This window comes from Bacillus sp. FSL K6-1106 (assembly GCF_038005245.1).
Lineage (GTDB): Bacteria > Bacillota > Bacilli > Bacillales > Bacillaceae > Bacillus > Bacillus altitudinis.
In genome coordinates, this window is record NZ_JBBOSV010000001.1 from 454521 (window position 1) to 478424 (window position 23904).

A 23904-nucleotide genomic window follows, 5' to 3' on the forward strand; every position below is an offset into this window, starting at 1 on the left:
GGTGAGGTGAGCAAGAAATGGCAAAGATTATTCAGTTATCCGATGACCTATCAAATAAAATTGCAGCTGGTGAAGTGGTCGAACGTCCGGCTTCTGTTGTGAAGGAGCTCGTGGAAAATGCAATCGATGCTAGTAGTACTGTCATTGAAATCGATGTAGAAGAAGCAGGACTTTCTTCTATTAGAATTATTGATAATGGGGTGGGAATCGATGCTGAAGATTGTAAGCTCGCCTTTCAGCGTCATGCGACGAGTAAAATCAAAGATGAAAATGATCTGTTTCGTGTCAGGACGCTCGGTTTCAGGGGGGAGGCGCTCCCAAGTATTGCCTCCGTCTCTCACTTAGAAATGAAGACAAGTACCGGTGAAGGTGCTGGAACACACTTAGCTCTCCAAGGCGGGAAGATCATTTCGGAGAAAAAAACCTCTGGCCGTCGCGGCACCGAAATTGTGGTCACCAATTTATTTTATAATACGCCAGCTCGTCTAAAATACATGAAAACTGTTCATACGGAGCTTGGCAACATTTCTGATGTTGTGAACCGAATTGCACTTGCTCATCCAGAAGTGTCGATTCGTTTGCGACATCAAGGAAAAGTGCTGCTTCAAACAAATGGAAACGGGGATGTGCGGCATGTGCTTGCGGCCATTTATGGAACGGCAGTGGCCAAAAAAATGCTGCCACTACATGTACAATCACTTGATTTTGAAGTGAAAGGCTATATTTCCTTACCAGAAGTGACAAGGGCATCACGTAATTATATGTCTTCTGTTGTCAACGGTAGATATGTCAAGCATTTCCCGCTGGTGAAAGCCATTCATGAAGGATACCATACACTGCTCCCGATCGGACGCCATCCGATTACATTTATTGAGATGAAGATGGACCCAATTTTAGTGGATGTGAACGTACATCCTTCTAAACTTGAAGTAAGACTAAGTAAAGAGCAAGAACTTCATGAGTTGATCAAACAAGGGATTAAGGACGTCTTTCAAAAGCAGCAGCTTATTCCAAGTGCTTCAGTGCCAAAAAAAGCACCAATGCCAGCAGTAAAAAATGAGCAGCAGTCTTTATCTTTTGATTCTAAACAAACAATGAAAAGCCGAATGGAAACACCTGTTTCCTATGAGCCGGACTCGCTCGAATCGGCTGTATACGAGACCAGTCAGAACGACACATACGGGGTGCGTGAACCGGAAAGTACGGAAGCGACTTTACCAGCATCGTCTGAAGAAACGTTTGATCATGTATATGTAGAGGAATCTGCAGCTTCGCATGAACAACATGACGAAGTGATACTGGAAGACAGTGCAGCCCAGCATCAGGCTGAAAGTGAACGTGTCCCTGTGATGTATCCGATTGGACAAATGCACGGAACGTATATTTTGGCTCAAAATGAACGCGGTCTTTATATCATCGATCAGCACGCTGCCCAAGAGCGAATCAAGTATGAGTACTTTCGTGAAAAGGTAGGAGACATTGAACAGGAAGTGCAAGAAATGCTTGTTCCATTAACTTTTCACTACTCAAAAAACGATATGTTGATTATTGAAGAGCATATCGATATTTTAGCAAAAGTAGGGGTCTTCTTAGAGCCATTCGGATCAGGCAGCTATATCGTTCGATCGCATCCGCAGTGGTTTCCTAAAGGAGAAGAGGCTGAACTCATCGAAGAAATCATTCAGCAAGTACTTGATGAAAAGCGTGTGGATATCAAGAAACTGAGAGAAGAAGCGGCGATTATGATGAGCTGTAAAGGCTCGATTAAAGCAAATCGTCATTTGCGTCACGATGAAATCAAAGCCTTATTAGATGAACTCCGGCAAACACAAGACCCATTTACATGTCCGCATGGCCGGCCGATTATAATTCATCATTCCACATATGAAATGGAGAAGATGTTTAAACGGGTGATGTAGCAGGATTTTAGCTGGTGGGTGAATCGGTTTGCCCACTAATTAATTTTTTAACCCGATAGTCTGTTTCGTGTTGTTGTGATGTGAAGATAAACATCCGCTGTCATGTTGTAAGGATAACCCCTTTCCTCAAATGGATAGGGGTTTTTGTTATTTGGTTATACGATTAAGTGAAGCGTGATATGAATGTAAAAAGGAGGGAATATGATGACATTTAAAAAAGCGTTCAATATAGGTTACTTTGTTTTGCTTTTATCTTTTTTTGTCGTATATTTTTTGCTTCCAGTCGATCAACTATTTACCGCAATTATGATCGTAACCTTACTATTTGGCGTATATCAATTTGTGATTTTTAAAAAACTAAAAGAGCAAAAATAATAATAAAAAACGCCATATGTGGTTTTGCCAAATAAATGATGACAGACCATCATGAGATATGGTGTAACAATTATATAAAATGCAGTAAACACAGCGGCGATAGTTGTGATAAATGAGAAAAAGCGCTCTAAGAGCGCTCAGATTGTAGAGAAACTCATGTTTTTCTACAATCTTTTTTATTTTCATCGTAATGATGATGGATGAGATTGAATGAAAAAGGCCTCCCACACACCTAACCTAGCTTCGCTAGATGTGTGGCAATCTTCTTCATGTTCTGACAGGCAGCTGTGAGAAGAACTTGCTCACTCACATTTTGTTTTCCCCTCAACCGGCAGTAGCGAAGCCCGTGCAGTTGTTTTGAATCTGCAAAGCTTCGCTCTATTTTTTCTTTTCTTTTTTTATATAGCTCTTTTCCAGAGACAGATAGACGATTTTGTCTGATCTTTTCTTTATGTTCTTCCCATATGTGTCTTGAGATGACTTTTTGATGATTTTTCGACCTTGTGCATCTTTCAAGGAAAGAACACGATGCACATTTTTTAGGATCTGATTTGTAGAATCGATAACCCTTTCGATCAGTTGTTGTATATAATAGCTTCTCACCATTTGGGCATATGTAATGATCATGTTCAGAGTCATACTTGAATTTCCACTTCTCAAATAAACCTCTTGTTGGATGAAAGCGTCTATGTGCGATGACACCAAAAATACGGCGATCTGATAAACCTTTACAGATTGGGGTCGTCAAATAACCAGAATCAAGGGCAACAGCTTCTACTTGAAAACCAAATCGTGCGATTTGGTGATCCAACCGATCAAGATACGGAACAGAATCATGGACATTACCGGGCGTGATGTGGGCATCCGTGATGATATTGTACTTCATATCCGTTGTACGGTGGTCTAGGTAGAAAAAGCCTTCCGGTTTGTTTTCACGATAAAGATAGCCACTTTCAGGATCAGTCGTACTTTGACGAATGTCTTTTTCCGTTTTCACCTCCTCTTTTACCTTTAAGGGCTTTTTTCCGTGTGCCACCCGATCTTCTTGGATCGCTTCTTCTAAATCATTTATATAGTTCTGGGTATCTTGTTCAATCGTTTTTCTCATATATTTATGTTTATTGGCATTGGCTTTAAGATGAGTTGAATCAGTAAAAAGAACGCGGCCTCCTACCATATCATGATTGATAGCTTGAAGCACAATCTCGTCGAAAATGTCTTGAAAAATCGTTGTATCTTTGAATCGAGTACGACGATTCCAGCTAATGGTCGAGTGATGAGGAACGGGGTCATTGATGTTCAAACCTAAAAACCATCTATACGCCATGTTATAGTAAATTTCTTTTTCAAGTTGTCTTTCAGAACGGATACCGTACAGGTATCCGATAAACATCATTTTGAACAAAATAAGTGGATCAAGAGAAGGACGACCTTTATTCTCGCTATAATACGGTCTTACTTTATCTACGATAAATGAAAAATCAATGTACTGATCAATTTTACGAAGCAGGTGATCCTCTTCGACCAGTTGATCTAGCAATACAAATTCAGCTTCGTGCTGAGAAGAATTTCTAGTGTGGAACATGAGAAAAACACCTTCCTTTAGTGGGCTTTTCTCTATTATAAAATGAGGAGATGTAAATTTTAAGGAAAAAAATAAAGCTGTCGAGATTTTCTCGACAGCCTGAGCGCTCTAAGAGCGCTTTTTTGTTTAGCATCCGCAAGGATTTGGCGGTGTGACGACAACTGGCCGTTTATTAATATCAATCGTATCCTCTGCATAAAATGTGGAACCGATGCTGATCGCACGATTTTCTGCGCGGAACGTATATGTACCTGCAGCAGGAAGTACTTTATGAGAAAGTTGTAATGTATATTGGGAACTTCCGAATAAATCGAAACGAGCTGGAATGCGGACAGTTTTTCCATTGTTCAAGATGTAACTGTCTTTTAAAGCTTTTCCATTGATAATATCCTTTGTTGTGGCTTGAAAACCTGCTGGTAAAGTAAATTCAACTGCACCAATACTTAGAACAGAATTTGGACGGTAAGTCAGGTCAATGTCAGAAAAAGACCATTCTTGTTTACTTGCTCCTGTGATTTTTGCATAAAGGGCAGCTGGCCTTGCATTCGTTGAAGCTTTGCTTTCCTCTGTTTTAGCCCCTTCAGCTGATGCGGCTAGCGGTACTGAGAGTGCCATGACCAATGTAAGCATCCCCATCATAATCATTGTCCATGTTTTCTTCATTTCTTCCTTCCCCCTTGGTTGATTATAGGTAAATAATAGATGATTACATCCATTATTTACCTATAAGGTTACCATATTCCTATATGTCATTAAATGGTATTTTATACCCTTATTTTGCTTGTTTTTTAGTAATAACGTGGTAGGAATGCATTTGGTTGGTTCATTCCGTAAGCATTTCCTGTCATATGATGATTTGCAGGCATCATCATTTGCATATCATGATAGCCGTATGGATGGTAGGGAGCCATACCATAACCGCCGTAGTGACCGAAGTGATGGTGATCGTTCATCTGTACATTTGAATAGGGTTCATACTGCTTCGTAAAAGGGGAATAGGCTGAATGATGATGCGGGTGGTGTCCGCTATAAGCATCTTTTTTACCGGTATGATAATGATTTGGCATATTCATATGGTCATGCATGTTTGGTGCGATCATATGCTCATGATTGGCTGTATACACATTTTCAAACGTGTGATAGGGGTTTCCTTGATGGTAATGGTTGGTTTGGTTATTCATATTATTCATTTTGTATCTCATCCTTTTTTTCAGGTTGCCATATCTTATGAGTTGCACCTGTTTCATGAGCCTATCCATATGAAAGAAAAGAACGACATGTAACAAAAAAACCGGCTTTTCAGCCGGGAAAACAAAAAGCAGGTGCAGCGTCAAACACTAAAATGAGAAGCTATGTCTTTTTCTGCGACGCTTCTTACATCTGCTGCAGACACTTTTAGGAAAATAATGGGGATCGTAGCTTCTTGACGTATCCCAAAAATCGCTCTCAAACCAATCATCTTTTTTATGATAAAACTTCTTTTTTTCACACGGATCAATATGGTGATGATCGTCATGCTTTTTATAGCATTTTGAGTGGGAATGTTTGCTCTTGCATTTGCACATTGTCATCCCTCCTAAATGTGACTCAATGCTAGTATATGCAAGAAAGGTGTACGAGGACTGGATGGTGGCGCTCCTTTTGTAAAAAAAGGCTAATTCTTTAAAAACTCAAATAAAAAGAATTGACTAGTGCTAAATTAACATGATAAAATATAAATTTTTATCCTCTGCTGAAATGTGTTATAATGATATTGTGAATACTTTCGGAGGTGGCGGATTTGTTTCAAATAGGTGATAAAATTGTTTATCCAATGCATGGAGCCGGTGTGATTGAAGGAATGGAAGAAAAAGAGATTTTAGGTAAGACGCAGGAATATTTTCTGATTCAAATGCCGAATATGCAGATGATGGTCCCAAAAGGCAGAATCAATCAACTAGGTATACGTCCGGTAGCTGATCAAGCTACGCTGAAAGTTGTGATGAACAATTTTGCAGAAGAAACAAACGACGACACGCTTACTTGGAAGCAAAGATATGATGAAAATCTGAAAAAGCTAAAAACAGGTTCGATTGAAGATGGCGCAGACGTTGTCAAAGATCTGATGAGACGTAATCAGAAAAAAGCCTTAAATTCTAGTGAAAAGAAGATGCTTGAAGATGCACGGGGCATGTTAGTGAGCGAAATTTCACTGGCACAAGGCATGTCGCAAGATGAAGTGCTGACAGCATTAGAGAATGAATTAAGAGTTTAATGCTGGATATACAGAGACTGGCTGTAAACAGAAGGAGATATTCCTTTTGTTTACAGCTTTTTTATTTGAAAAAAGATGAAAATTCCCAATTTTGTAGGTGTTTTTGACTAAAACTAAAATGAGGTCATAGGATTTAGTTTTTACTTGCACATGAACCGTTTTAAAGAAGCCGAAAATACCTAGGGCAACATAAAAAAACAGGTAAGTTCTCCTGATTCATGAAAAGGAGCCGGACATTCTTTGAATTCTTTTAGCGATTGATAGTAAAATAATGCGATAAGATGACATCGAAGAGAATGAAAAGGAGCGGTGAAATGAAAAGACTACTCATATGTGGATTCATCTTTCTCATCCTGTGTGCTCTTTTAATGGTGAAATGCAGCCATTCTATCCAAGAAAATAAAGAGCAAAAACAACATCATGAAGAAGTAGAAAAGTATAAGAAAGAGCGAAAAAAAGGGGATCAATATGAAAGTTTTAAACAGCTTATACGGCATGAAAGAGACGGATATGAGATAGAGTTTCATGAAAAAGGGGGAAGTGACTTACTTGTCTTTTCTCCTCATGGCGGCGAAATTGAACCAGGAACAAGTGAAATTGTAGAAGCATTTGAAAAGAAGTACTCTACGTATTTATTTGAAGGGACAAAACAAGACAACAATCGTGACTTGCATATCACTAGTACAAAATTCGATGAACCGATTTTGGTTCAAATGATTAAAACATATCCCTTTTCTATATCCATTCACGGCTATAAAAGTGATAGAAGACATACACTTGTGGGCGGGACAAACGAAAAAATGCAAGAAGCGGTTGTGCGAGAACTAAAAGACCGGGGCTTCTCCGCAGAGCTCGTGCAAAAAGGCGAGCGCCTCTCTGGAACGGATCCAAACAACATTAATAATCAAAATGCAAGTGGAGAAAGTGTCCAGTTAGAAATTAGTACGGCGCAGAGAAAAGCCTTTTTTGACAACTTTGATACGAGAAAAGGAAAGAAAAAAGCATTTAGTCGCTATGTCAGTGGTTTAAAAGAAGTGCTTAGAGAATTCGACCCTTCTTCGTAGAAAAAAGGTTTTGATGGGCAAAAGTACTCTCTTTAAACTTGGTAAAAAAGATAGAAATGTGCAAAATCAACATAAAATATGAAATAAAAGACAATTTGCCTTAAAATCATAAATTATGTAAAATAATAGTTATCAGTTTGATATGATAGAATGGGGCTGAAGTGGATGGCACACAAAATACCATCTTCCGAAGTAGGTGTAAAAATCAATCAATGGTACACACATATTTGCAAATTTGAAGTTGATCAGGCAAACGATATGAAGCGCCTTGTTGAAGAAGACATTCATGAGATGGAAGAAGATCAAGATTTATTACTCTATTATTCTCTCATGGATTTTCGCCATCAAATGATGCTTCAGCACTTAACGCCAGTCCATGCAGGGAATGAATCGCTTCAAGCGGTCTCTTTTCCAAAAGAAATTGAAGAGGCAGAAGATGAGATGACGGGTTTATTGGGCTATTACTTTCATTTTTTCCATGGAATGTATGCATTTACCCAGCACCGGTATATCGAAGCCATTTCTTATTATAAGCATGCGGAACATCAGCTGATCTTAGTGACAGATGAGATCGAAAAAGCGGAATTTTATTATAAAATTGCTGAAGTATACTATCATATGAAACAAACCTATTTTTCTATGCATTATGCGAAAAAAGCGAGAGACATCTATAAGAAACATCAGCTTTATGGAAAAAGAAGCATTCAATGCGATTTTGTGATGGCAGGTAATTGGATTGATGTAAATCAGCATCAAAAAGCGCTCCCGTATTTAGAAAAAGCTTTAAAAGTGTGTGAAGCAATGGAAAGAAAAGAATGCACATCTTATTTTAAGGCGATGGCCCTCAATAACTTAGGAACTTGTCATTATAGTATGGGAACCTATCATACAGCCACTGTCTTCTTTGAACAAGCCATTTCACTTTATCAAAAAGATCAAGCTGCAACGATGATCAAATCATTGTTTTCACTGGCTCTTACTTGTTTTAAACTCGAAGATATGGAGCGAGCGAGTGAGGCTATAAAGGAAGGCATGAATCAGGCCTCTATATTGGGAGATGAAATTTATCAATTGAAATTCCAATTTTTACAGGCACTCTATATAGAAACAGACAGCTCTGAACAATTGAGATCAGCCCTTTTGGGACTACGAAACAAAAAAATGTTTGCTGATTTAGAGGAATTGGCACTTGATGCGGCTAATTATTATAAGGAACGCGACATGTACAAGGAATCTTCCACTTTTTTTGAAATTGTGATCGAAGCGCGTACGCACATTCAAAAAGGAGATGAGATGTATGAGAACGAAGCATAACATGTCAGCTGCTCAAGTAGAAGAAAGACTTCACACATAAAAACAGACAAAACAACACCCTTTACGAAAAACGTAAAGGGCTTTTTTATTTATTCTTGGATTGCTTTTTCTGCGTTGATGGCACCTGCTCCGTAAATCATTGGGTCCTCTCCAGACCACTTGCTTGTATTTTCTTTTAATAAGGCTTTGACTTCATCAGGTGTTAAATCTGGTGAATGCTCTAATAATAGTGCGCAGATACCGGCACAAATGGGTGTCGCCATCGAAGTGCCAGATAACGTCGTATAATCATCATCGACTCTACTTGATTTATCTAGTTTATCTAGGAATGATCTTGGTGATCTAAGAGAGACGATATTGACTCCTGGTGCGAGGAGGTCGGGCTTTGTTTCACCGTAGACCGTTGGACCTCTGCTCGAAAATGGTGCCACGACATCGTCACTTGATTCTGGCGTATTTCGATCGTCATAGGCTCCGACTGTAATGACTTTTTGACTCACGGCAGGGCTTGCGATCGTTTGACTGTTAGGACCGGAGTTCCCGGCAGCAACGCATACGACAATCCCTTGATCCCAAGCTGCATTAACAGCGCGCACCATCGGATCGTCTTGTTCGTCATCATAACGCTGTGCATCGCCGCCTAGTGACATACTGATGATGTGAATTGGGTCATCAGGATGGTCTTCGTTGAACTGTATGCACCACTCAACACCTTCTATAATAGTAGAAAGTGATCCAGCGCCTTGTTTATTTAACACTTTTACCCCAATGATATTGGCTTTTGGAGCGGGTCCTTTGTATAAGCCGTCTGAGGCAGCTCCGTCTCCAGCCACATCCCCAGCGCAATGCGTTCCATGACCGTTATCATCATAAGGTTTCGTTTTTTGTTTGACTAAATCTACAAAGTCGCGAATTCTTCCATCTAAGTCCTCATGTGGGTATACGCCTGTGTCAACGACCGCAACCGTAATGCCTTCACCGGTTAAGGTCGTGCCATTTCGGACGACTTCATCCGCATGACTTGATTGTGTCGCCACATCCAGCAGTGCATGTACCTGTCTGTCTAAATATATTTTGCGAATATGCTCCCCATTTGCTAAGAGTTCCTCTAAAGCAGCAGGGGTAAGATCAGCAGCGCAGCAGTTAATATGTGAAAAATGTTTTTTGATGTTTGTTTTTCTGCTTTTTTTCATTAGCTGCTTTGTGCTTTGAATACCTGCTTCAACTGCATCTTCTTTAAATTCAATGATGACCCGAAGCTTCTTGCTCTTCTTTAACCTTCCTTCAAAAAAACGATGAAGAAAACAAGGCGTCCACTTAAAAGGCTTATAGAGGTGAAGGACGGTTTCTCTTAAAGGCTGATCCAATTTACTAGCATGTGTTCTGACCATTTGTACCATGGAAAATCCAAACATGTGATGCCCTCCATTCTAGCTATCCATTCTCGTACACTCTTACGTTATGAACATGACAGCATCTTTGTTCGGATTCTTGTCCCTTCTTTTGTTCATATTGGCGGCTGACTCATTCCCTTTAAAAAGAAAAGCGCTTACATTTTGTAAAATAATAGAAAAAGGTGGAAATCATATCAAAACTGCCGATGATAGGTGGGAGAGTTCTTCTTAGAGAACCAGTAAAACAGAGGATTCTGCAGAAAAAAGGGGGTTCTAGACAGGGTCAATGCTCATACAAATGTGATTCATTCCAGATGAAAAAAATCAAATTCGCATAAAAAAAGACGAATTAAAGAAAACAGACTGGGTAGGACTAGGTCATTTTAAACATAACTTCATTTGTTTGTCATACTATTCTAACTCTGTTTTCAATCAGGAGAGGCGTTTCTGTGTATATAAATGCAATTATCTTATTTTTGAGGAATCTCATGATCTAGAGTGTTATGATCAAATTTGAAGAGAAAATGTGGAAAAAATGAAAAGAAATGATGATTCAATATTAATCATAGAAACGGCTTAGAAATCTGTTAAAGGAGAACGGGAATGAAGAAGTTTTTTGCTTTGCTTCTCCTGCTTGTCATCGGATGGGGCGTCTATTATACCATGCAAGCACAGGAACATGATGAGCCAGTGTCATCAGGTGGAGAAGACGAAAGCGGTTCAAATGATATGTATCGCAATTTTAAAGAACTGGAAGAGAATGAATCAACAGATCATTATCAAATTACATCCAATCCAGTGCCCGGCAGCCGTCTTCTAGTGATGTCGCCTCATGGCGGGAGAATCGAAGGCGGCGTTAGTGAGATTGTCCATTTTTTTGATAACGATTTTTCTACGTACTTATTTGAAGGTTTGAGAGAAAATGCATCAGAACTTCATATTACAAGTACAAACTTCGATGAACCAATCGGAGTCGCACAGGCAAAAGCACATGATTATGTATTAGCTGTTCATGGATATAAAGGGGAGCCGGGAATTGACCACACCCTTGTTGGCGGAACAGACTATGACCGTGCTGAAAAAATTGTGAACTCATTAGAGCGCAACGGTTTTTCTGCTGAACTTGCAGTTGCACACGCAACCCTAAGCGGAACGAGCAATCATAATATTAATAATCTTACAAAAACAGGGCAAAGTGTACAGCTTGAGATTAGTAGAAGTCAACGGGAAGCGTTATTTGACAGTTTCGATTTTCGGCAACGGTCGAGTACAAAAAACGAGACGTTCTACCGGTATGTCAGGGCGATTCGAACGGTGCTGGATGAAGAATATACGTAAGGATGGTGCACATCTTAAGACAGCAAGATGAATTCTTGTTACACTATAAAAAGTGATAACAAAAGGAGAGACAGATATGGTGCGTCATCATTTTCATCTTCAGGCAAGCTGGCCTGGTCTGCGTAACGATGTGGGGACAATCGAATGTGAACAGTTAAAGACGGAGATTTCCATTCCAAAAGAAATGGATGGACCGGGTATTGGAACAAATCCAGATGAGATGCTCCTAGGTGCAGCGGCCACATGTTATATCATTACACTTGCAGCCATGATGGAGCGGAGTCAATTAGAGAAAGAGGATTTATCGATGAGCTCTGAGGCAGTTGTCGATGTGACAAACGGTGTGTTTACATATGAGAAAATCATTCACCGTCCTGTCATCATTCTCAAAGAGTCGGCTACAGCACAGGACATAGAACGAGCTCGTAAGCTTGCACATAAAGCGGAAAGCTCATGTATGATCTCTAGAGCTGTGCAAGGGAATGTCCATATTTCCTTAGAAGAAACCATCAAAGCTGGTCATTAAGACAAAAAAGTCATTTTCTCTTGATTAATGGAGAAAATGACTTTTTTTATGACGTCCATTCGGTTTGATCGAATGGTTCTTTCTTTTCTTCCTTTTGTTTTTTGGATTGATTTAAGACAATGACGCCGCATATGACAAGTGCAAGACCAATGAATCCTTTCATATGAATGGTTTCGTTAAATAGCACGAGGCCCACAAGAGCAGTAAGTGCTGTACCGACCCCAGACCAAGTGGCATATGCAGATGACAGATCAATTGTTTTGAGTGCCAAACTGAGAAAGGTAAAGGCGCATCCAAATCCGATCATCACCCCCATACTCGGCAGCACCTGTGTAAAACCTTGCGAAAGCTTCAGCATCGTACTGCCAAAAACCTCTGTCAAAATGGCTCCTGTTAAATAAAGCATTCCTTTCATATCACTTCACATCCTTTAAGACATATTTAATAGTACGACCCCTGAAACAAGCATCGCCATTCCAATAAGTGCTTGACGGTTCAAGGTTTCTTTGAAAAAGAGCACGCCAAAAAAAGCCGTGAGGACGGTACCGACCCCAGACCAAGTGGCGTAAGACATGCTAAGTGGAATGATATTAAGGGTCAATGACAACATGTAAAAAGCAAGTGTGTAGCCAGCGACAACGACAGCGCTAGGTTTAAAGCGTGTGAAACCATTTGATAGTTTCAGCATCGCTGCCCCGATTGCTTCTGAAAAAATGGCGATAGCCAAAAAAAGATATCCGAGGATCATCATCATCCCTCCTCTAAAATGTGTAAAATCCGATGAAGTAAAAGGGTTTTTTCCTCTCGATTCAATGGTTCAAGCTGAAACATTTCTGAAAACCATATACCATCACAGGCAAGACGGATCAGCTGGCTAAGTGCAGGGTCATTGATTTCCTCGGTTGCTTTTTCTTTAAATTCCGCATAAAAATGACGCCAAGGATTTAATAATGCTTCATCAAATGACATGGTAGCCAGCATGCTTGTACATAGCTGTGTGGTGTTTTGTCTATCAAGGTCATTTAATGTGGCCAATATATAGGCACGTACATAAGGTGCCTTTTCGTTTTTGTATGTTTCCTGATACGTGTCAAGCTGCTGACGAAAAGAGGCAACCGCATGCTCATTCATTTGCTGGATCAGGTCTTCCTTGCTCGAAAAATGATACAGTAGCCCGGCTTTGGTCATATTTGCATGTTCTGCCACCTGCTGAAGGGTGAGCTGACTCAATCCTTCTTTTAGAATGGTGTGAGCTGCTGCCTCAAAAATTTGTTCTTTTTTCGTTTTAGACATAAAAAAAAACACCTACTTTACTGAACGGTCGGTAAAGTAAATGTTAACCTATGAAAAACAAATGTGTCAATCGATTCATTTTATAAGAGGATGTTTTCACTAAATCGTCATATTTAATAATAAGGGTATGGTCCATATGGCGGGTATGGCGGTGGATAAGGATAACCATAGCCATATCCTGGAGCAAGAAGCGACCCAGCTAAAAGCCCTCCAGCAAAACCACCTAAAAATGGCGGTCCAAAAAATCCAGGTCTCCCATAGCCAAAACCAGGGCGCCCAAACCCAAACCCAGGTCTTCCAAAACCAAATCCAGGGCGACCAAATCCAAAAGGTCTTCTCATCTCATCTTGAACAAACGGTGCGTCAAAATAATTCATAAAAAAAGACTCCTTTCACATAAAATCACTGTAACTGACATCAGTGTATTCGAGTGGCCCACTTGTGTTTGGGTGAATGCCTAAAATAAGGAGGAATGTAAAAAATGGGCCTGTATCCGTCTGATTGGGCTAAATGTCCACCTCATGCACATGCTTATAAAGCGCGAACGGATGTAACCGAAGAACATTATCATTTAATAGAAGGTATTTCTCAGCCTGTGAATGGAAGCAGTACTGACAGACATACTCATTATTACCGGGGGATCACGTCATTTGAAAGAGGGCATTTTCATAGATATTATGGCGTCACTGGACCTGCTATCCCAAGAGTGGACGGGACGCACTACCATGAAATTGAGGAAGTCACGTTTTCTGCCTATACCGACTCTGTCCCGATTCCATATGGGGGAGTCGTTTACAGTCCAGATGAAGAAAGGCCAACGCATAAGCACCGTTTAAAAGGAAAGACATATGAAGTGGTCGGGAATGAACCACTTGGCTGGTGACAAGGAGTATATAGGAGAGAAAGAGAAGTTATGCTATACTGTAGGCAGTTTGTAAAAGAGAGTGATGTTATGAAAAAACAACCAGTGATTGTATTAGTAGGTCCGACGGCTGTCGGAAAAACAAAGCTGAGCATTGATATAGCGAAAGCATTTAATGGAGAAATTATCAGCGGGGATTCCATGCAGATCTATAAAGGGATGGATATTGGAACAGCGAAAATCACCCCTGAAGAAATGAATGGCGTACCGCACCATTTAATCGATATTAAACAACCGGATGAATCGTTTTCTACAGCTGAATTTCAGCAGCTTGTCCGCTTAAAAATTAAAGAGATAGCTGCGAGAGGGAAAACGCCCATGATTGTTGGTGGAACTGGGCTATATATTCAGTCTGTTTTATATGATTACACGTTTACTGATGAGAAAAGTGATCCTGCTTTTAGAGAAGAGATGACGCTGTTTGAGCAGCAGCATGGACCGATCAAACTGTATGAAAAGCTAAAAGAAGCCGATCCTGACGCTGCAAAAGCGATTCATCCGAATAACGTCCGCCGCGTGATAAGGGCGCTTGAAATCATCCATACAACAGGTCAGAAAATGTCTGATATGCAAAACGGGCATCAAGAAGTTCCTCTTTATGACACTGCCTTCATTGGGCTGAAAATGGACCGAGAGCTTTTGTACGAGCGCATTCATCAAAGAATTGATATGATGTTAGATGAAGGCTTAATTGAAGAAGTGAGCGCACTTTATCAATCTGGTTTGAAAGATTGTCAGTCTGTTCAAGCGATTGGTTATAAAGAGTTGTATGCCTATTTTCAAGGCGACTGCTCACTTGATGAAGCCATCCAGCAATTAAAACAAAATTCCCGCAGATATGCGAAGCGTCAGTTTACGTGGTTCCGTAATAAAATGGATGTCACCTGGTTTGATATGACACCACCTTGCCACTTTTCGGACAAAAAAGAGGAAATTTTCGCATATATAGCAGGAAAGCTTGGACTTAAAGCGAAACTGTAGTTATCAGAATCAAGGAGGACGAAACATGAAACCGATTAATATTCAGGACCAATTTTTGAATCAGATCCGCAAAGACAATACATTTGTCACAGTATTTTTACTGAATGGCTTTCAGCTTCGCGGTCAAGTAAAGGGATTTGACAATTTCACGGTGCTGCTTGAGACAGAAGGGAAGCAGCAGCTTATTTATAAACATGCGATTTCAACATTTGCACCTCAAAAAAATGTAAATCTTGAATTAGAATAAACACCCGTTTTCACCAATAGCCCCATGCAGCTGCGAATAAACCGGCCGAAACCCGCTACGTTTTTTGTCAGTGCAGAGGGGCTATTTTGTATGCCATGAAACTTTTCTGTCCAAGTTGCGTATAAATCCCTTATTGGACATTTAAAAGGTGAGGGGATTTATATGGAAAATGCAGAGCTTGAATTGAGAAGGATTCGAGTGATCCTTCTTTTGATTGGAATCGTTGTCTTATTTGGATCATGCGCCATCTCGAACATCGAAACGAGACAAGAAAGTTGGCATAACCATTCTGGTGAGCATGATGGGAGTCATGTTGATGGTCTTTTACCATCATCTGTTGCGCTAAAAAATAATCACATTGCTGTTGTGAAAGATGATGAAGTACATGTATACCGGTTTGATGAAAAAGAAGGAGAGCTGACGCTCATTACGACAAAGTACATAGAGGAATGGGATGAAGATGATGGTGATAGTGAAGACTTTGATGAAGAGTAAGCACGTAAATTTACAAATGAATGTGAAGTCGCTACACTATAAACATGCATCAGACATCTAGACAGAAAAGGATGAGTTCATGACACACAAAATTAAAATTAATCATTGGGAACAAACTTGTGAAGATGACTCCTGTTTCGAATATGGAACAAGCGTTTCTGTAAACGGGAAAGAGTTAGTAAGAGAAGCCTCGATCGTCTCTGCGCTTGAAGCGGTGCTCAAAGAATTAGGTGTTGAAGTGGAAATAACAGAAGTGTCAGAAGATTTACAGTGCGATGCCTACAAAAAATAAAACAAAAAGTCTAGTCTACTAAGCGATTTTTTTTCGTGTTATGATAGATTTCGGTTTCAGTTGAATAGGGAGTAGGGCAGTCTATTTTTAGAACCTGCTCTGCTCTATTTATTTGAACGTACGAGTTCGGCTATGAATGTTCGGCCGGGTTGGTTGATTTTTTTCGTTTCGAGTATCTATATGTTGTGTTTTGAAAAAACATAGTATACTATATATAGTGAATAACGAAATGATCAACAATACTAAAAACTAGGTCGTGATGGAATTGATTCAAATCGTATTTGATTCAAAAACAGGAAATGTTCAACGCTTTTTGGACAAGACCCCTTTTACAGACAAACGAAAATTGACTGGAGAAGAGTTTTTGGATACGCCGTTTATTCTCGTCACCTTTACGACAGGATTTGGACAAGTCCCTGGTACCACTCAGTCATTTTTAGAGAAAAATGCGCACCTTTTACTAGGTGTAGCGGTGAGTGGGAACAAAGTGTGGGGAGATAACTTTGCCAAAAGCGCCGATACGATTTCTAAACAATATCAAGTTCCTATTTTGCACACCTTTGAACTAAGCGGAACAAAAAGGGATGTTGAATTGTTTACACAGGAGGTAGAAAGAATTGTCACAAAATCAGGTTCCAAAGTGGATACAATTAAATAACGAGATTATGATTCAAAAAGAAGGAAAGTTTCAGTTCGACAAGGACAAAGAAGCTGTACATAGTTATTTCGTAGATTATATTAATCAAAACACGGTCTTCTTTCATAATCTAGAAGAGAAGATTGATTACTTAATAGAAAACGACTACTATGAGGAAGAATTTTTAAGACAATACAGCATGTCAGATATTAAAGAAGTATTTGAAGCTGCATATGCCAAGAAATTTAGATTCCCATCATTTATGAGTGCGTTTAAGTTTTACAATGACTATGCACTGAAAACAAATGACAAAAAGAAAATCCTTGAACGCTATGAAGACCGCATTTCAGTTGTGGCTCTTTTCTTTGCGGGCGGAGACAAAAAGAAAGCACTTGAGTTTGTGGAACTGATGATCAACCAAGAGTATCAGCCAAGTACACCAACATTCTTAAACGCAGGCCGTAAAAGACGTGGTGAGCTGGTGAGCTGCTTCTTGCTTGAAGTGAATGACTCATTAAACGATATCTCAAGAGCCATTGATATTTCCATGCAGCTGTCTAAATTAGGCGGCGGCGTCAGCTTGAACCTTTCAAAGCTTCGTGCGAAAGGTGAAGCAATCAAAGATGTTGAAAATGCGACCAAAGGTGTCGTAGGCGTCATGAAACTTCTTGATAATGCATTCCGATATGCAGATCAAATGGGACAAAGACAAGGTTCAGGCAGTGCCTACCTGAATATTTTCCACAGAGATATTAATGATTTCTTAGATACGAAAAAAATCTCTGCGGATGAAGATGTTCGTGTGAAAACACTTTCGATCGGTGTCGTCATCCCAGATAAATTTATCGAGCTTGCTAGAGAAGATAAAACAGCTTACACATTCTATCCTCATACAGTTTATAAAGCTTATGGACAGCACCTTGATGAGATGGATATGGAAGAAATGTATGACGAGCTTGTAGAAAACCCGAAAGTCAAAAAAGAAAAAGTCAATCCGAGAAAACTTCTTGAAAAATTAGCTGTTCTGCGCTCAGAATCAGGCTATCCATATATCATGTTCCAAGATAATGTGAATAGAGAGCACGCTCTGAACCATATTTCACGTGTGAAATTCTCAAACCTTTGCTCAGAAGTACTTCAAGCTTCAGAAGTCTCTTCTTACACGGACTATGATCAAGATGATGAGATCGGACTTGATATTTCTTGTAACCTTGGTTCTTTAAATATCATGAACGTGATGAAAAACAAATCCATTGAAAAAACAGTCAAGCTTGCAACGGACTCACTTACACTTGTGTCTGAAACAACAGATATCCGCAATGCACCAGCTGTTAGAAAAGCGAACAAAGCGATGAAGTCGATTGGACTTGGTGCGATGAACCTTCACGGGTATTTAGCTCAAAACCAAATCGCTTATGAAAGTGAAGAAGCAAGAGATTTCGCTAATACGTTCTTTATGATGGTGAACTATTACTCCATTAAGCGTTCAAGTGAGCTTGCAAAAGAAAAAGGGGAAACATTCCACCGTTATGAGGGCTCTGGTTATGCAACAGGTGAGTACTTCAATAAATACGTAGAAAATGATTTCACTCCAAAAACAGAAAAAGCTGCTGCGCTATTTGAAGGGATGCACATTCCAACAAAAGAAGATTGGGCAGCACTTAAAGATTTTGTAGCGGAAAATGGCATGTATCATAGCTATCGATTATGTATTGCGCCAACAGGTTCTATTTCGTATGTTCAATCGGCAACAGCGTCTGTGATGCCAATTATGGAACGTATCGAAGAAAGAACATACGGAAACAGCAAAACGTATTATCCAATGCCAGGACTTTCAGCACAAAACTGGTTCTTCTATAAAGAAGCATACGATATGGACATGTTTAAAGTGGTCGATATGATCGCAACCATTCAGCAGCACGTCGATCAAGGAATCAGCTTTACATTATTCCTAAAAGATACGATGACAACGCGTGACTTAAATCGCATCGATCTTTATGCACACCATAAAGGCATTAAGACACTTTATTATGCAAGAACGAAGGATACAGGGCAGGAAGGCTGTCTTTCTTGTGTTGTTTGATTAAAGGAGAGTTTAACGTGACAAAAATTTATGATGCAGCCAACTGGTCAAAACACGAAGACGATTTTACACAAATGTTTTACAACCAAAACGTCAAGCAATTCTGGCTTCCAGAGGAGATTTCCTTAAACGGGGATCTCTTAACATGGAAATATTTAGGTGAAAAAGAGCAGGATACGTACATGAAGGTACTGGCTGGACTGACGTTACTTGATACAGAACAAGGAAATACAGGAATGCCGATAGTGGCTGAACATGTGGACGGTCATCAGCGTAAAGCCGTGTTAAACTTTATGGCCATGATGGAAAATGCAGTGCATGCAAAATCATACTCAAATATCTTCATGACGCTAGCACCGACTGAAACGATTAGTGAAGTATTTGAATGGGTCAAGAAAAATAAATTCTTGCAAAAGAAAGCAGATATGATTGTAGGTCTGTACCGTTCCATTCAAAAGGATGACCCAATTTCCTTATTTAAAGCAATGGTTGCTTCAGTGTATTTAGAAAGCTTCCTATTCTATAGCGGCTTTTACTACCCGCTATATTTCTACGGTCAAGGAAAGCTCATGCAAAGTGGTGAAATCATTAACTTGATTTTGCGCGATGAAGCGATTCACGGTGTGTATGTTGGATTATTAGCACAAGAAATTTATAACAAACAAACACCTGACGTGCAAAAAGAGCTTTATGATTTCTCTATCGATCTGCTTAATGAGCTTTATGAAAATGAACTTCATTACACTGAGGATATTTATGACCAAGTCAATTTATCGCATGATGTGAAAAAGTTCATTCGTTACAATGCCAATAAAGCGTTAATGAACCTTGGATTTGCCCCTTACTTTGAAGAAGAAGAGATCAACCCAATTGTATTGAACGGACTCAATACAAAAACAAAGTCACATGACTTCTTCTCAATGAAAGGGAACGGCTACAAAAAGGCAACAGTTGAGCCGTTAAAAGATGACGATTTCTTCTTTGGAGATGAATCATAAGGAAAGCATAAAAGTCAAAACGCATCACTCGTTTTGGCTTTTTGCCATTTCTAACAATGTGTTACATACTGGAGGTTACCGAACATGGGAAAAATGGACGAAATGATTTTAGTTGCACCGCGCGCACGCGTGTTCCAAAATGAAACACTTGCGTTTAATGGTGTGAATAGTGAAGAGAAAACAATCAGCACCATTATGAAAGAAATCGAAGAGCACTTCGAGCAGATGCGAAGAGGCGATGCAGAAGAAAATCCTGACTTCAAACAGCCGATACCTTATGTCGTGATTAAGCGTGAGGACGAAGTGTATGTATATGAAAGACTTCAAGGCGGGGGAGAGACGCGCTTACATCATAAGTTATCTCTTGGCTTTGGGGGTCATATGAATTTCATTGAAGGAAAAAAATTTGCTGAGATTCTAAAAGAAAATACCGATCGTGAACTGGACGAGGAACTTTCAATCCAAGAAGAAGACAAACTTGAGATGAAAACCCTTGGACTCATTAATGATGATGACAACAGTGTCGGCCGTGTGCACATCGGACTGTTATCAGCCCTTGAATTATCGCCGGGTGCTCATGTAGAAGTAAAAGAAACAGATCAAATCTCAGGTAAATGGATGAAAGTAACAGATTTGAAAAAGCCTGAGTATTTCGATCGCCTTGAAACATGGTCTCAATTTGTCGTGAACATTTTGGCATAATTGGATAGACAACAAACCGGCTCTAAAGATGACTTGAGCCGGTTTGTTTTTTAAATTATTGAAAAACGAATGCGTCGTGACCGGCCTGCTTTAATCGAGCGACGAGGTCATCTGCATTTTGCTTTGAACGGAAAGCGCCAGCTTGGACTCGGTACATGCCGCTATCCAGTACGACCAGCGCTTCAAATCCTTTGGATCTGAGTGTAGCTGCTAGTTCATCCGCATTGGCTTTGACCTTGAAAGCCCCTGCTTGCACTTTATATAGGTTACTTGCTTTTTTTTTCAATTGAAGGGCTTTTTCTAATCCAGTGGCATGAGCACGAGCGATCCCTTGAAGGAAAGTAGCGTTACGGAGCTTATTTGCATCAGCTACCGTATCAATGAAACCGTTTTCAGTTAAAATGGCAGACATAGAAGTTTCCCGCAGAACGTGGAAGTTCGCCGTTTTCTTGCCGCGGTCGGCAAAATCAACGGAGCGGACAATCTCATCATGAAGGGCATTGCGATACGTGGTGGTTGGTGCTGAAACGCCAGGGTACACATAACTTTCAAAACCTGTGCCTCCGCCAGCATTAATATGAATAGACACGAAATAGTCAGCTCCCCAGCTGTTTGCCGCATTCGTACGCTGGGATAACGTGACGGATTGGTCAATTGAACGACTTAAGCGGACGGAAACCCCATCATATTCACTAATCAACATATCTCTCAGAAAAAGCGCAATTTGCAGTGTGATATTTTTCTCCAAAAGTCCATTAGCAGCAGCTCCAGAATCTGTTCCTCCGTGGCCAGGATCAATAAAAATTTTCACCATCTATTCATCACCTCGTCTTTATTTTATGAGGAAATAGAAAAATTGCCTGTACAAAATGCGGAAATCATTGAGACTCTTTTCTGCACAATTTGTGATGAAAAAGCGCCATTTTTCTAAGAAAAAACAAATTGTTGGTTTGTCCGCCCGAAATGGATGAATACAATGGAAATAGCACATCATTTCCTGGGAAACCGCACAATCCCCTACAATAACCGGTATCTCGGGTCATTTTGACAGTAAACCGATGCTAGTGCGGGCGATTGTCACGATTACAGCTCCACCCGAATAGATTAAAGAGAGAAGAGCGAGAGGTGAATACGTTGGAGCGAGCTGTCACATATAAAAATAACGGCCAAATCAACATTATACTTAATGGACAGAAGCAAGTATTGGTTGATGCAGATTCAGAGGCAGAATACCTAGAGGCCTTGCAAAAAAATGAGGCCAAACACAGCATCTTACGAGAAATAGAACGAGAAATGAACAGCCTTGTCGGGATGGATGAAATGAAACGAAACATAAAAGAAATTTATGCTTGGATTTTTGTCAATCAAAAAAGACAAGAACAAGGATTAAAAGTAGGAAAACAAGCGCTTCATATGATGTTTAAAGGAAATCCTGGCACAGGGAAGACAACGGTTGCACGGCTTGTCGGGAAGCTTTTCTTTGAAATGAATGTTCTTTCAAAGGGGCACTTAATTGAAGCAGAACGAGGAGATCTGGTTGGAGAGTACATTGGACATACAGCTCAAAAAACAAGAGATTTGATTAAAAAATCACTAGGCGGCATTTTGTTCATCGATGAAGCCTATTCTCTTGCCCGCGGAGGAGAGAAGGATTTCGGGAAAGAAGCGATTGATACCCTTGTAAAACATATGGAGGATAAGCAGCATGAATTCATCCTCATCTTAGCTGGATACTCCAAGGAAATGGATCATTTTCTTTCTCTAAATCCTGGTCTGCAATCGAGATTTCCGATCAATATCAACTTCCCTGATTATACGGTCGATCAGCTGATGGATATTGCAAAACGAATGATGGCCGATCGGGAATATGTCTTTACCCAAGAGGCAGAATGGAAACTGCGAGACTATTTAATGCACATCAAGAGCACAACGAGTCCTGCTAAATTCAGCAACGGCCGTTTTGTGCGAAACACCATTGAAAAAGCGATTCGAACTCAGGCGATGAGGCTGCTTCTTGTGGATCATTATGATAAAAAAGACTTACTTACGATTAAAAGCCATGATCTGCAAATGAAAGAGGATACGCCTTCTTGAAATGGCGTATCCTTTTTGTAAAGAGACAAGAAATTAAACCTTCCGAATGGTGGTATACGTGTGGTGTGTTTGGTATGATGGTACTACTGAAACTTAAGTACAGAAAGGAAACAACTGACGTTGAATGAACATGAAATGATCGAAAAAGCGATCCTTGTCGGCTGTCAACTGCCGCATATAACGGATGAACGCTTTCAATATTCTATGGAAGAATTAGCTTCCTTAACCAAAACAGCTGGCGGTGAAGCTGTCAGCATCATGACGCAAAAAAGAAATAGACAAGACAGCGCGACTTACATCGGGAAAGGGAAGGTGGAAGAGCTTGAAGTGCTTTCCGACGAGTTAGACTGTGACGTTATTATTTTTAACGACGAGCTTTCGCCTAGCCAGTTAAAAGCTTTGGCGACTGCCTTAGATGTGAAAATTATTGACCGTACGCAATTGATTCTAGACATCTTTGCCAAAAGAGCCCGTACAAGAGAGGGGAAGCTGCAAATAGAGCTTGCCCAGCTTCAGTATGCCTTGCCGAGACTGAGTGGACAAGGGATCAGCCTTTCAAGACAAGGCGGCGGAATTGGCGCAAGAGGTCCAGGTGAAACAAAACTTGAAACAGACAGACGTCATATTCGAAACCGCATACACGAAATTCACGGACAACTGTCTGCAGTCAAAGAACATCGCACGAGATACCGGGAACGACGGAAGAAAAATGGCGTATTCCAAATCGCTATTGTCGGGTACACAAATGCCGGGAAATCAACATTGTTTAACCAGTTAACAGAAGCGGATAGCCATGAAGAAGATTTGCTGTTTGCCACACTTGACCCAATGACGCGTAAAATGACACTTGAATCTGGCTACAGTGTACTGATTTCCGATACAGTTGGTTTTATTCAAGACCTTCCAACCACACTGATTGCAGCATTTCGTTCCACTCTTGAAGAAGTAAAAGAAGCAGACTATTTGCTTCATGTGATCGATTCTTCGAATGAGGATTATGAAGGGCATGAACGAACGGTTCATAAGCTTTTAGAAGAATTAGAAGCTGACCGTATTCCGATGCTGACAGTCTATAACAAAAAAGACCAAATCCGGCCGGATTTTATCCCTTCCTCAAAGCAGCGCCACATTTTAATCAGTGCTAGGCGCGAGGAAGATGTGAAGCGGTTAAAAGCGGATATCATGGCTGAACTGAAAAAAGATTTTTTAAAGCCATATCATGTAAGGATTCCGGCATATGAAGGGAAACTCATATCTGCCTTAAAGTCAGAAACCTTGGTGGAATCACTGGAATTTCAAAAGGAAGCAGAGCTTTATGACATCACTGGATTTAGTGGTGAGGAGCAAACCATATTAGGACAAATCAAGAAGTATATGTTGTAGGAAAGGAA

The 23904-nt window shown here is 40.2% G+C and carries 27 protein-coding genes; 18 read left to right on the plus strand and 9 right to left on the minus strand.

Features of this window, described 5'->3' with window-relative positions; all coding sequences use genetic code 11:
* The first annotated feature begins 17 nt into the window (after window positions 1-17).
* Window positions 18-1919: a DNA mismatch repair endonuclease MutL gene (gene mutL / locus MHI20_RS02290; RefSeq protein WP_203144344.1), complete on the plus strand. Its 1902-nt coding sequence runs from the start codon at window positions 18-20 to the stop codon at window positions 1917-1919.
* Window positions 1920-2123: 204 nt separating this feature from the next.
* A complete protein-coding gene (locus MHI20_RS02295; RefSeq protein WP_335352733.1) occupies window positions 2124-2294 on the plus strand; it encodes a hypothetical protein in 171 nt (56 codons plus the stop codon).
* Between the two features lie 232 nt (window positions 2295-2526).
* On the opposite strand, the gene MHI20_RS02300 is transcribed toward MHI20_RS02295, so the two are convergent.
* The 3 genes from MHI20_RS02300 to MHI20_RS02310 all read right to left on the minus strand — a co-directional run bounded on the left by MHI20_RS02300 (window position 2527) and on the right by MHI20_RS02310 (window position 5069).
* Complete coding sequence (locus tag MHI20_RS02300) at window positions 2527-3879, minus strand: IS1182 family transposase (protein ID WP_096880954.1); 1353 nt, start codon at window positions 3877-3879, stop codon at window positions 2527-2529.
* A gap of 126 nt (window positions 3880-4005) precedes the next feature.
* Window positions 4006-4542 (minus strand): biofilm surface layer hydrophobin BslA, encoded by a 537-nt coding sequence (gene bslA, locus MHI20_RS02305; protein ID WP_024720390.1) that lies wholly within the window; start codon window positions 4540-4542, stop codon window positions 4006-4008.
* A gap of 125 nt (window positions 4543-4667) precedes the next feature.
* Window positions 4668-5069, minus strand: coding sequence for a hypothetical protein (locus MHI20_RS02310; RefSeq protein ID WP_186316899.1), 402 nt, complete (start codon window positions 5067-5069; stop codon window positions 4668-4670).
* A gap of 590 nt (window positions 5070-5659) precedes the next feature.
* Here MHI20_RS02310 and MHI20_RS02315 point away from each other — a divergent pair.
* From MHI20_RS02315 to MHI20_RS02325, 3 genes are all read left to right on the plus strand, one after another.
* Window positions 5660-6133, plus strand: coding sequence for a CarD family transcriptional regulator (locus tag MHI20_RS02315; RefSeq protein ID WP_007499456.1), 474 nt, complete (start codon window positions 5660-5662; stop codon window positions 6131-6133).
* 314 nt (window positions 6134-6447) lie between these two features.
* Window positions 6448-7197 carry a poly-gamma-glutamate hydrolase family protein gene (locus tag MHI20_RS02320; protein WP_056704764.1) on the plus strand — a complete coding sequence of 250 codons (750 nt, stop codon included), beginning with the start codon at window positions 6448-6450 and terminating at the stop codon, window positions 7195-7197.
* Window positions 7198-7362: 165 nt separating this feature from the next.
* Window positions 7363-8511 (plus strand): Rap family tetratricopeptide repeat protein, encoded by a 1149-nt coding sequence (locus tag MHI20_RS02325; protein WP_056704766.1) that lies wholly within the window; start codon window positions 7363-7365, stop codon window positions 8509-8511.
* A gap of 89 nt (window positions 8512-8600) precedes the next feature.
* Here the strand turns inward: MHI20_RS02325 and MHI20_RS02330 are convergent, their stop codons facing one another.
* A complete protein-coding gene (locus tag MHI20_RS02330) occupies window positions 8601-9926 on the minus strand; it encodes a S8 family peptidase (RefSeq protein ID WP_340936508.1) in 1326 nt (441 codons plus the stop codon).
* Window positions 9927-10508: 582 nt separating this feature from the next.
* On the opposite strand from MHI20_RS02330, the gene MHI20_RS02335 reads away from it, so the two are divergent.
* The gene (locus MHI20_RS02335) at window positions 10509-11243 is read left to right on the plus strand and encodes a poly-gamma-glutamate hydrolase family protein (RefSeq protein ID WP_056704769.1); all 735 of its coding nucleotides are present in this window, start codon (window positions 10509-10511) and stop codon (window positions 11241-11243) included.
* A gap of 76 nt (window positions 11244-11319) precedes the next feature.
* Window positions 11320-11769: an OsmC family protein gene (locus MHI20_RS02340; RefSeq protein WP_041507252.1), complete on the plus strand. Its 450-nt coding sequence runs from the start codon at window positions 11320-11322 to the stop codon at window positions 11767-11769.
* 46 nt (window positions 11770-11815) lie between these two features.
* On the opposite strand, the gene erbB is transcribed toward MHI20_RS02340, so the two are convergent.
* The 4 genes from erbB to MHI20_RS02360 all read right to left on the minus strand — a co-directional run bounded on the left by erbB (window position 11816) and on the right by MHI20_RS02360 (window position 13439).
* Window positions 11816-12184 (minus strand): SMR family multidrug efflux transporter EbrB, encoded by a 369-nt coding sequence (gene erbB, locus MHI20_RS02345; RefSeq protein WP_024720399.1) that lies wholly within the window; start codon window positions 12182-12184, stop codon window positions 11816-11818.
* A gap of 15 nt (window positions 12185-12199) precedes the next feature.
* A complete protein-coding gene (gene erbA, locus MHI20_RS02350) occupies window positions 12200-12517 on the minus strand; it encodes an SMR family multidrug efflux transporter EbrA (RefSeq protein ID WP_017367286.1) in 318 nt (105 codons plus the stop codon).
* 2 nt (window positions 12518-12519) lie between these two features.
* Window positions 12520-13062, minus strand: coding sequence for a TetR/AcrR family transcriptional regulator (locus tag MHI20_RS02355; RefSeq protein ID WP_041507251.1), 543 nt, complete (start codon window positions 13060-13062; stop codon window positions 12520-12522).
* A 113-nt stretch (window positions 13063-13175) separates the two neighbouring features.
* Window positions 13176-13439: a hypothetical protein gene (locus tag MHI20_RS02360; RefSeq protein ID WP_017359036.1), complete on the minus strand. Its 264-nt coding sequence runs from the start codon at window positions 13437-13439 to the stop codon at window positions 13176-13178.
* A 104-nt stretch (window positions 13440-13543) separates the two neighbouring features.
* Between MHI20_RS02360 and MHI20_RS02365 the strand changes: the two genes are divergently transcribed.
* The 9 genes from MHI20_RS02365 (at window position 13544) to MHI20_RS02405 (ending at window position 20419) form a co-directional block, all read left to right on the plus strand.
* A complete protein-coding gene (locus tag MHI20_RS02365; protein ID WP_007499437.1) occupies window positions 13544-13945 on the plus strand; it encodes a YmaF family protein in 402 nt (133 codons plus the stop codon).
* A gap of 69 nt (window positions 13946-14014) precedes the next feature.
* Complete coding sequence (gene miaA / locus MHI20_RS02370) at window positions 14015-14965, plus strand: tRNA (adenosine(37)-N6)-dimethylallyltransferase MiaA (protein ID WP_019743851.1); 951 nt, start codon at window positions 14015-14017, stop codon at window positions 14963-14965.
* A 25-nt stretch (window positions 14966-14990) separates the two neighbouring features.
* Window positions 14991-15212 (plus strand): RNA chaperone Hfq, encoded by a 222-nt coding sequence (gene hfq, locus MHI20_RS02375; RefSeq protein WP_003211269.1) that lies wholly within the window; start codon window positions 14991-14993, stop codon window positions 15210-15212.
* Between the two features lie 162 nt (window positions 15213-15374).
* Window positions 15375-15707 carry a YmzC family protein gene (locus MHI20_RS02380; protein ID WP_100325023.1) on the plus strand — a complete coding sequence of 111 codons (333 nt, stop codon included), beginning with the start codon at window positions 15375-15377 and terminating at the stop codon, window positions 15705-15707.
* A 79-nt stretch (window positions 15708-15786) separates the two neighbouring features.
* On the plus strand, window positions 15787-15999 hold the full coding sequence (locus tag MHI20_RS02385; protein ID WP_003212415.1) for a hypothetical protein: 213 nt from the start codon (window positions 15787-15789) through the stop codon (window positions 15997-15999).
* A 265-nt stretch (window positions 16000-16264) separates the two neighbouring features.
* On the plus strand, window positions 16265-16657 hold the full coding sequence (nrdI, locus tag MHI20_RS02390; RefSeq protein ID WP_017359034.1) for a class Ib ribonucleoside-diphosphate reductase assembly flavoprotein NrdI: 393 nt from the start codon (window positions 16265-16267) through the stop codon (window positions 16655-16657).
* On the plus strand, window positions 16617-18719 hold the full coding sequence (nrdE, locus tag MHI20_RS02395) for a class 1b ribonucleoside-diphosphate reductase subunit alpha (protein WP_017359033.1): 2103 nt from the start codon (window positions 16617-16619) through the stop codon (window positions 18717-18719). Before nrdI ends, nrdE begins: the two co-directional genes overlap by 41 nt.
* 17 nt (window positions 18720-18736) lie before the next feature.
* A complete protein-coding gene (nrdF, locus tag MHI20_RS02400; protein ID WP_024720404.1) occupies window positions 18737-19717 on the plus strand; it encodes a class 1b ribonucleoside-diphosphate reductase subunit beta in 981 nt (326 codons plus the stop codon).
* A gap of 84 nt (window positions 19718-19801) precedes the next feature.
* Window positions 19802-20419 carry a hypothetical protein gene (locus MHI20_RS02405; RefSeq protein WP_007499431.1) on the plus strand — a complete coding sequence of 206 codons (618 nt, stop codon included), beginning with the start codon at window positions 19802-19804 and terminating at the stop codon, window positions 20417-20419.
* A 55-nt stretch (window positions 20420-20474) separates the two neighbouring features.
* Here the strand turns inward: MHI20_RS02405 and MHI20_RS02410 are convergent, their stop codons facing one another.
* Window positions 20475-21233, minus strand: coding sequence for an N-acetylmuramoyl-L-alanine amidase (locus MHI20_RS02410; RefSeq protein WP_008344009.1), 759 nt, complete (start codon window positions 21231-21233; stop codon window positions 20475-20477).
* A 320-nt stretch (window positions 21234-21553) separates the two neighbouring features.
* On the opposite strand from MHI20_RS02410, the gene spoVK reads away from it, so the two are divergent.
* Together spoVK and hflX are read left to right on the plus strand one after the other, a co-directional pair.
* Entirely contained in the window at window positions 21554-22513 is a 960-nt protein-coding gene (gene spoVK, locus MHI20_RS02415; RefSeq protein WP_008344008.1) for a stage V sporulation protein K, read from the plus strand.
* A 120-nt stretch (window positions 22514-22633) separates the two neighbouring features.
* Complete coding sequence (gene hflX / locus MHI20_RS02420) at window positions 22634-23896, plus strand: GTPase HflX (protein WP_041507246.1); 1263 nt, start codon at window positions 22634-22636, stop codon at window positions 23894-23896.
* The last annotated feature ends 8 nt before the right edge of the window (window positions 23897-23904 follow it).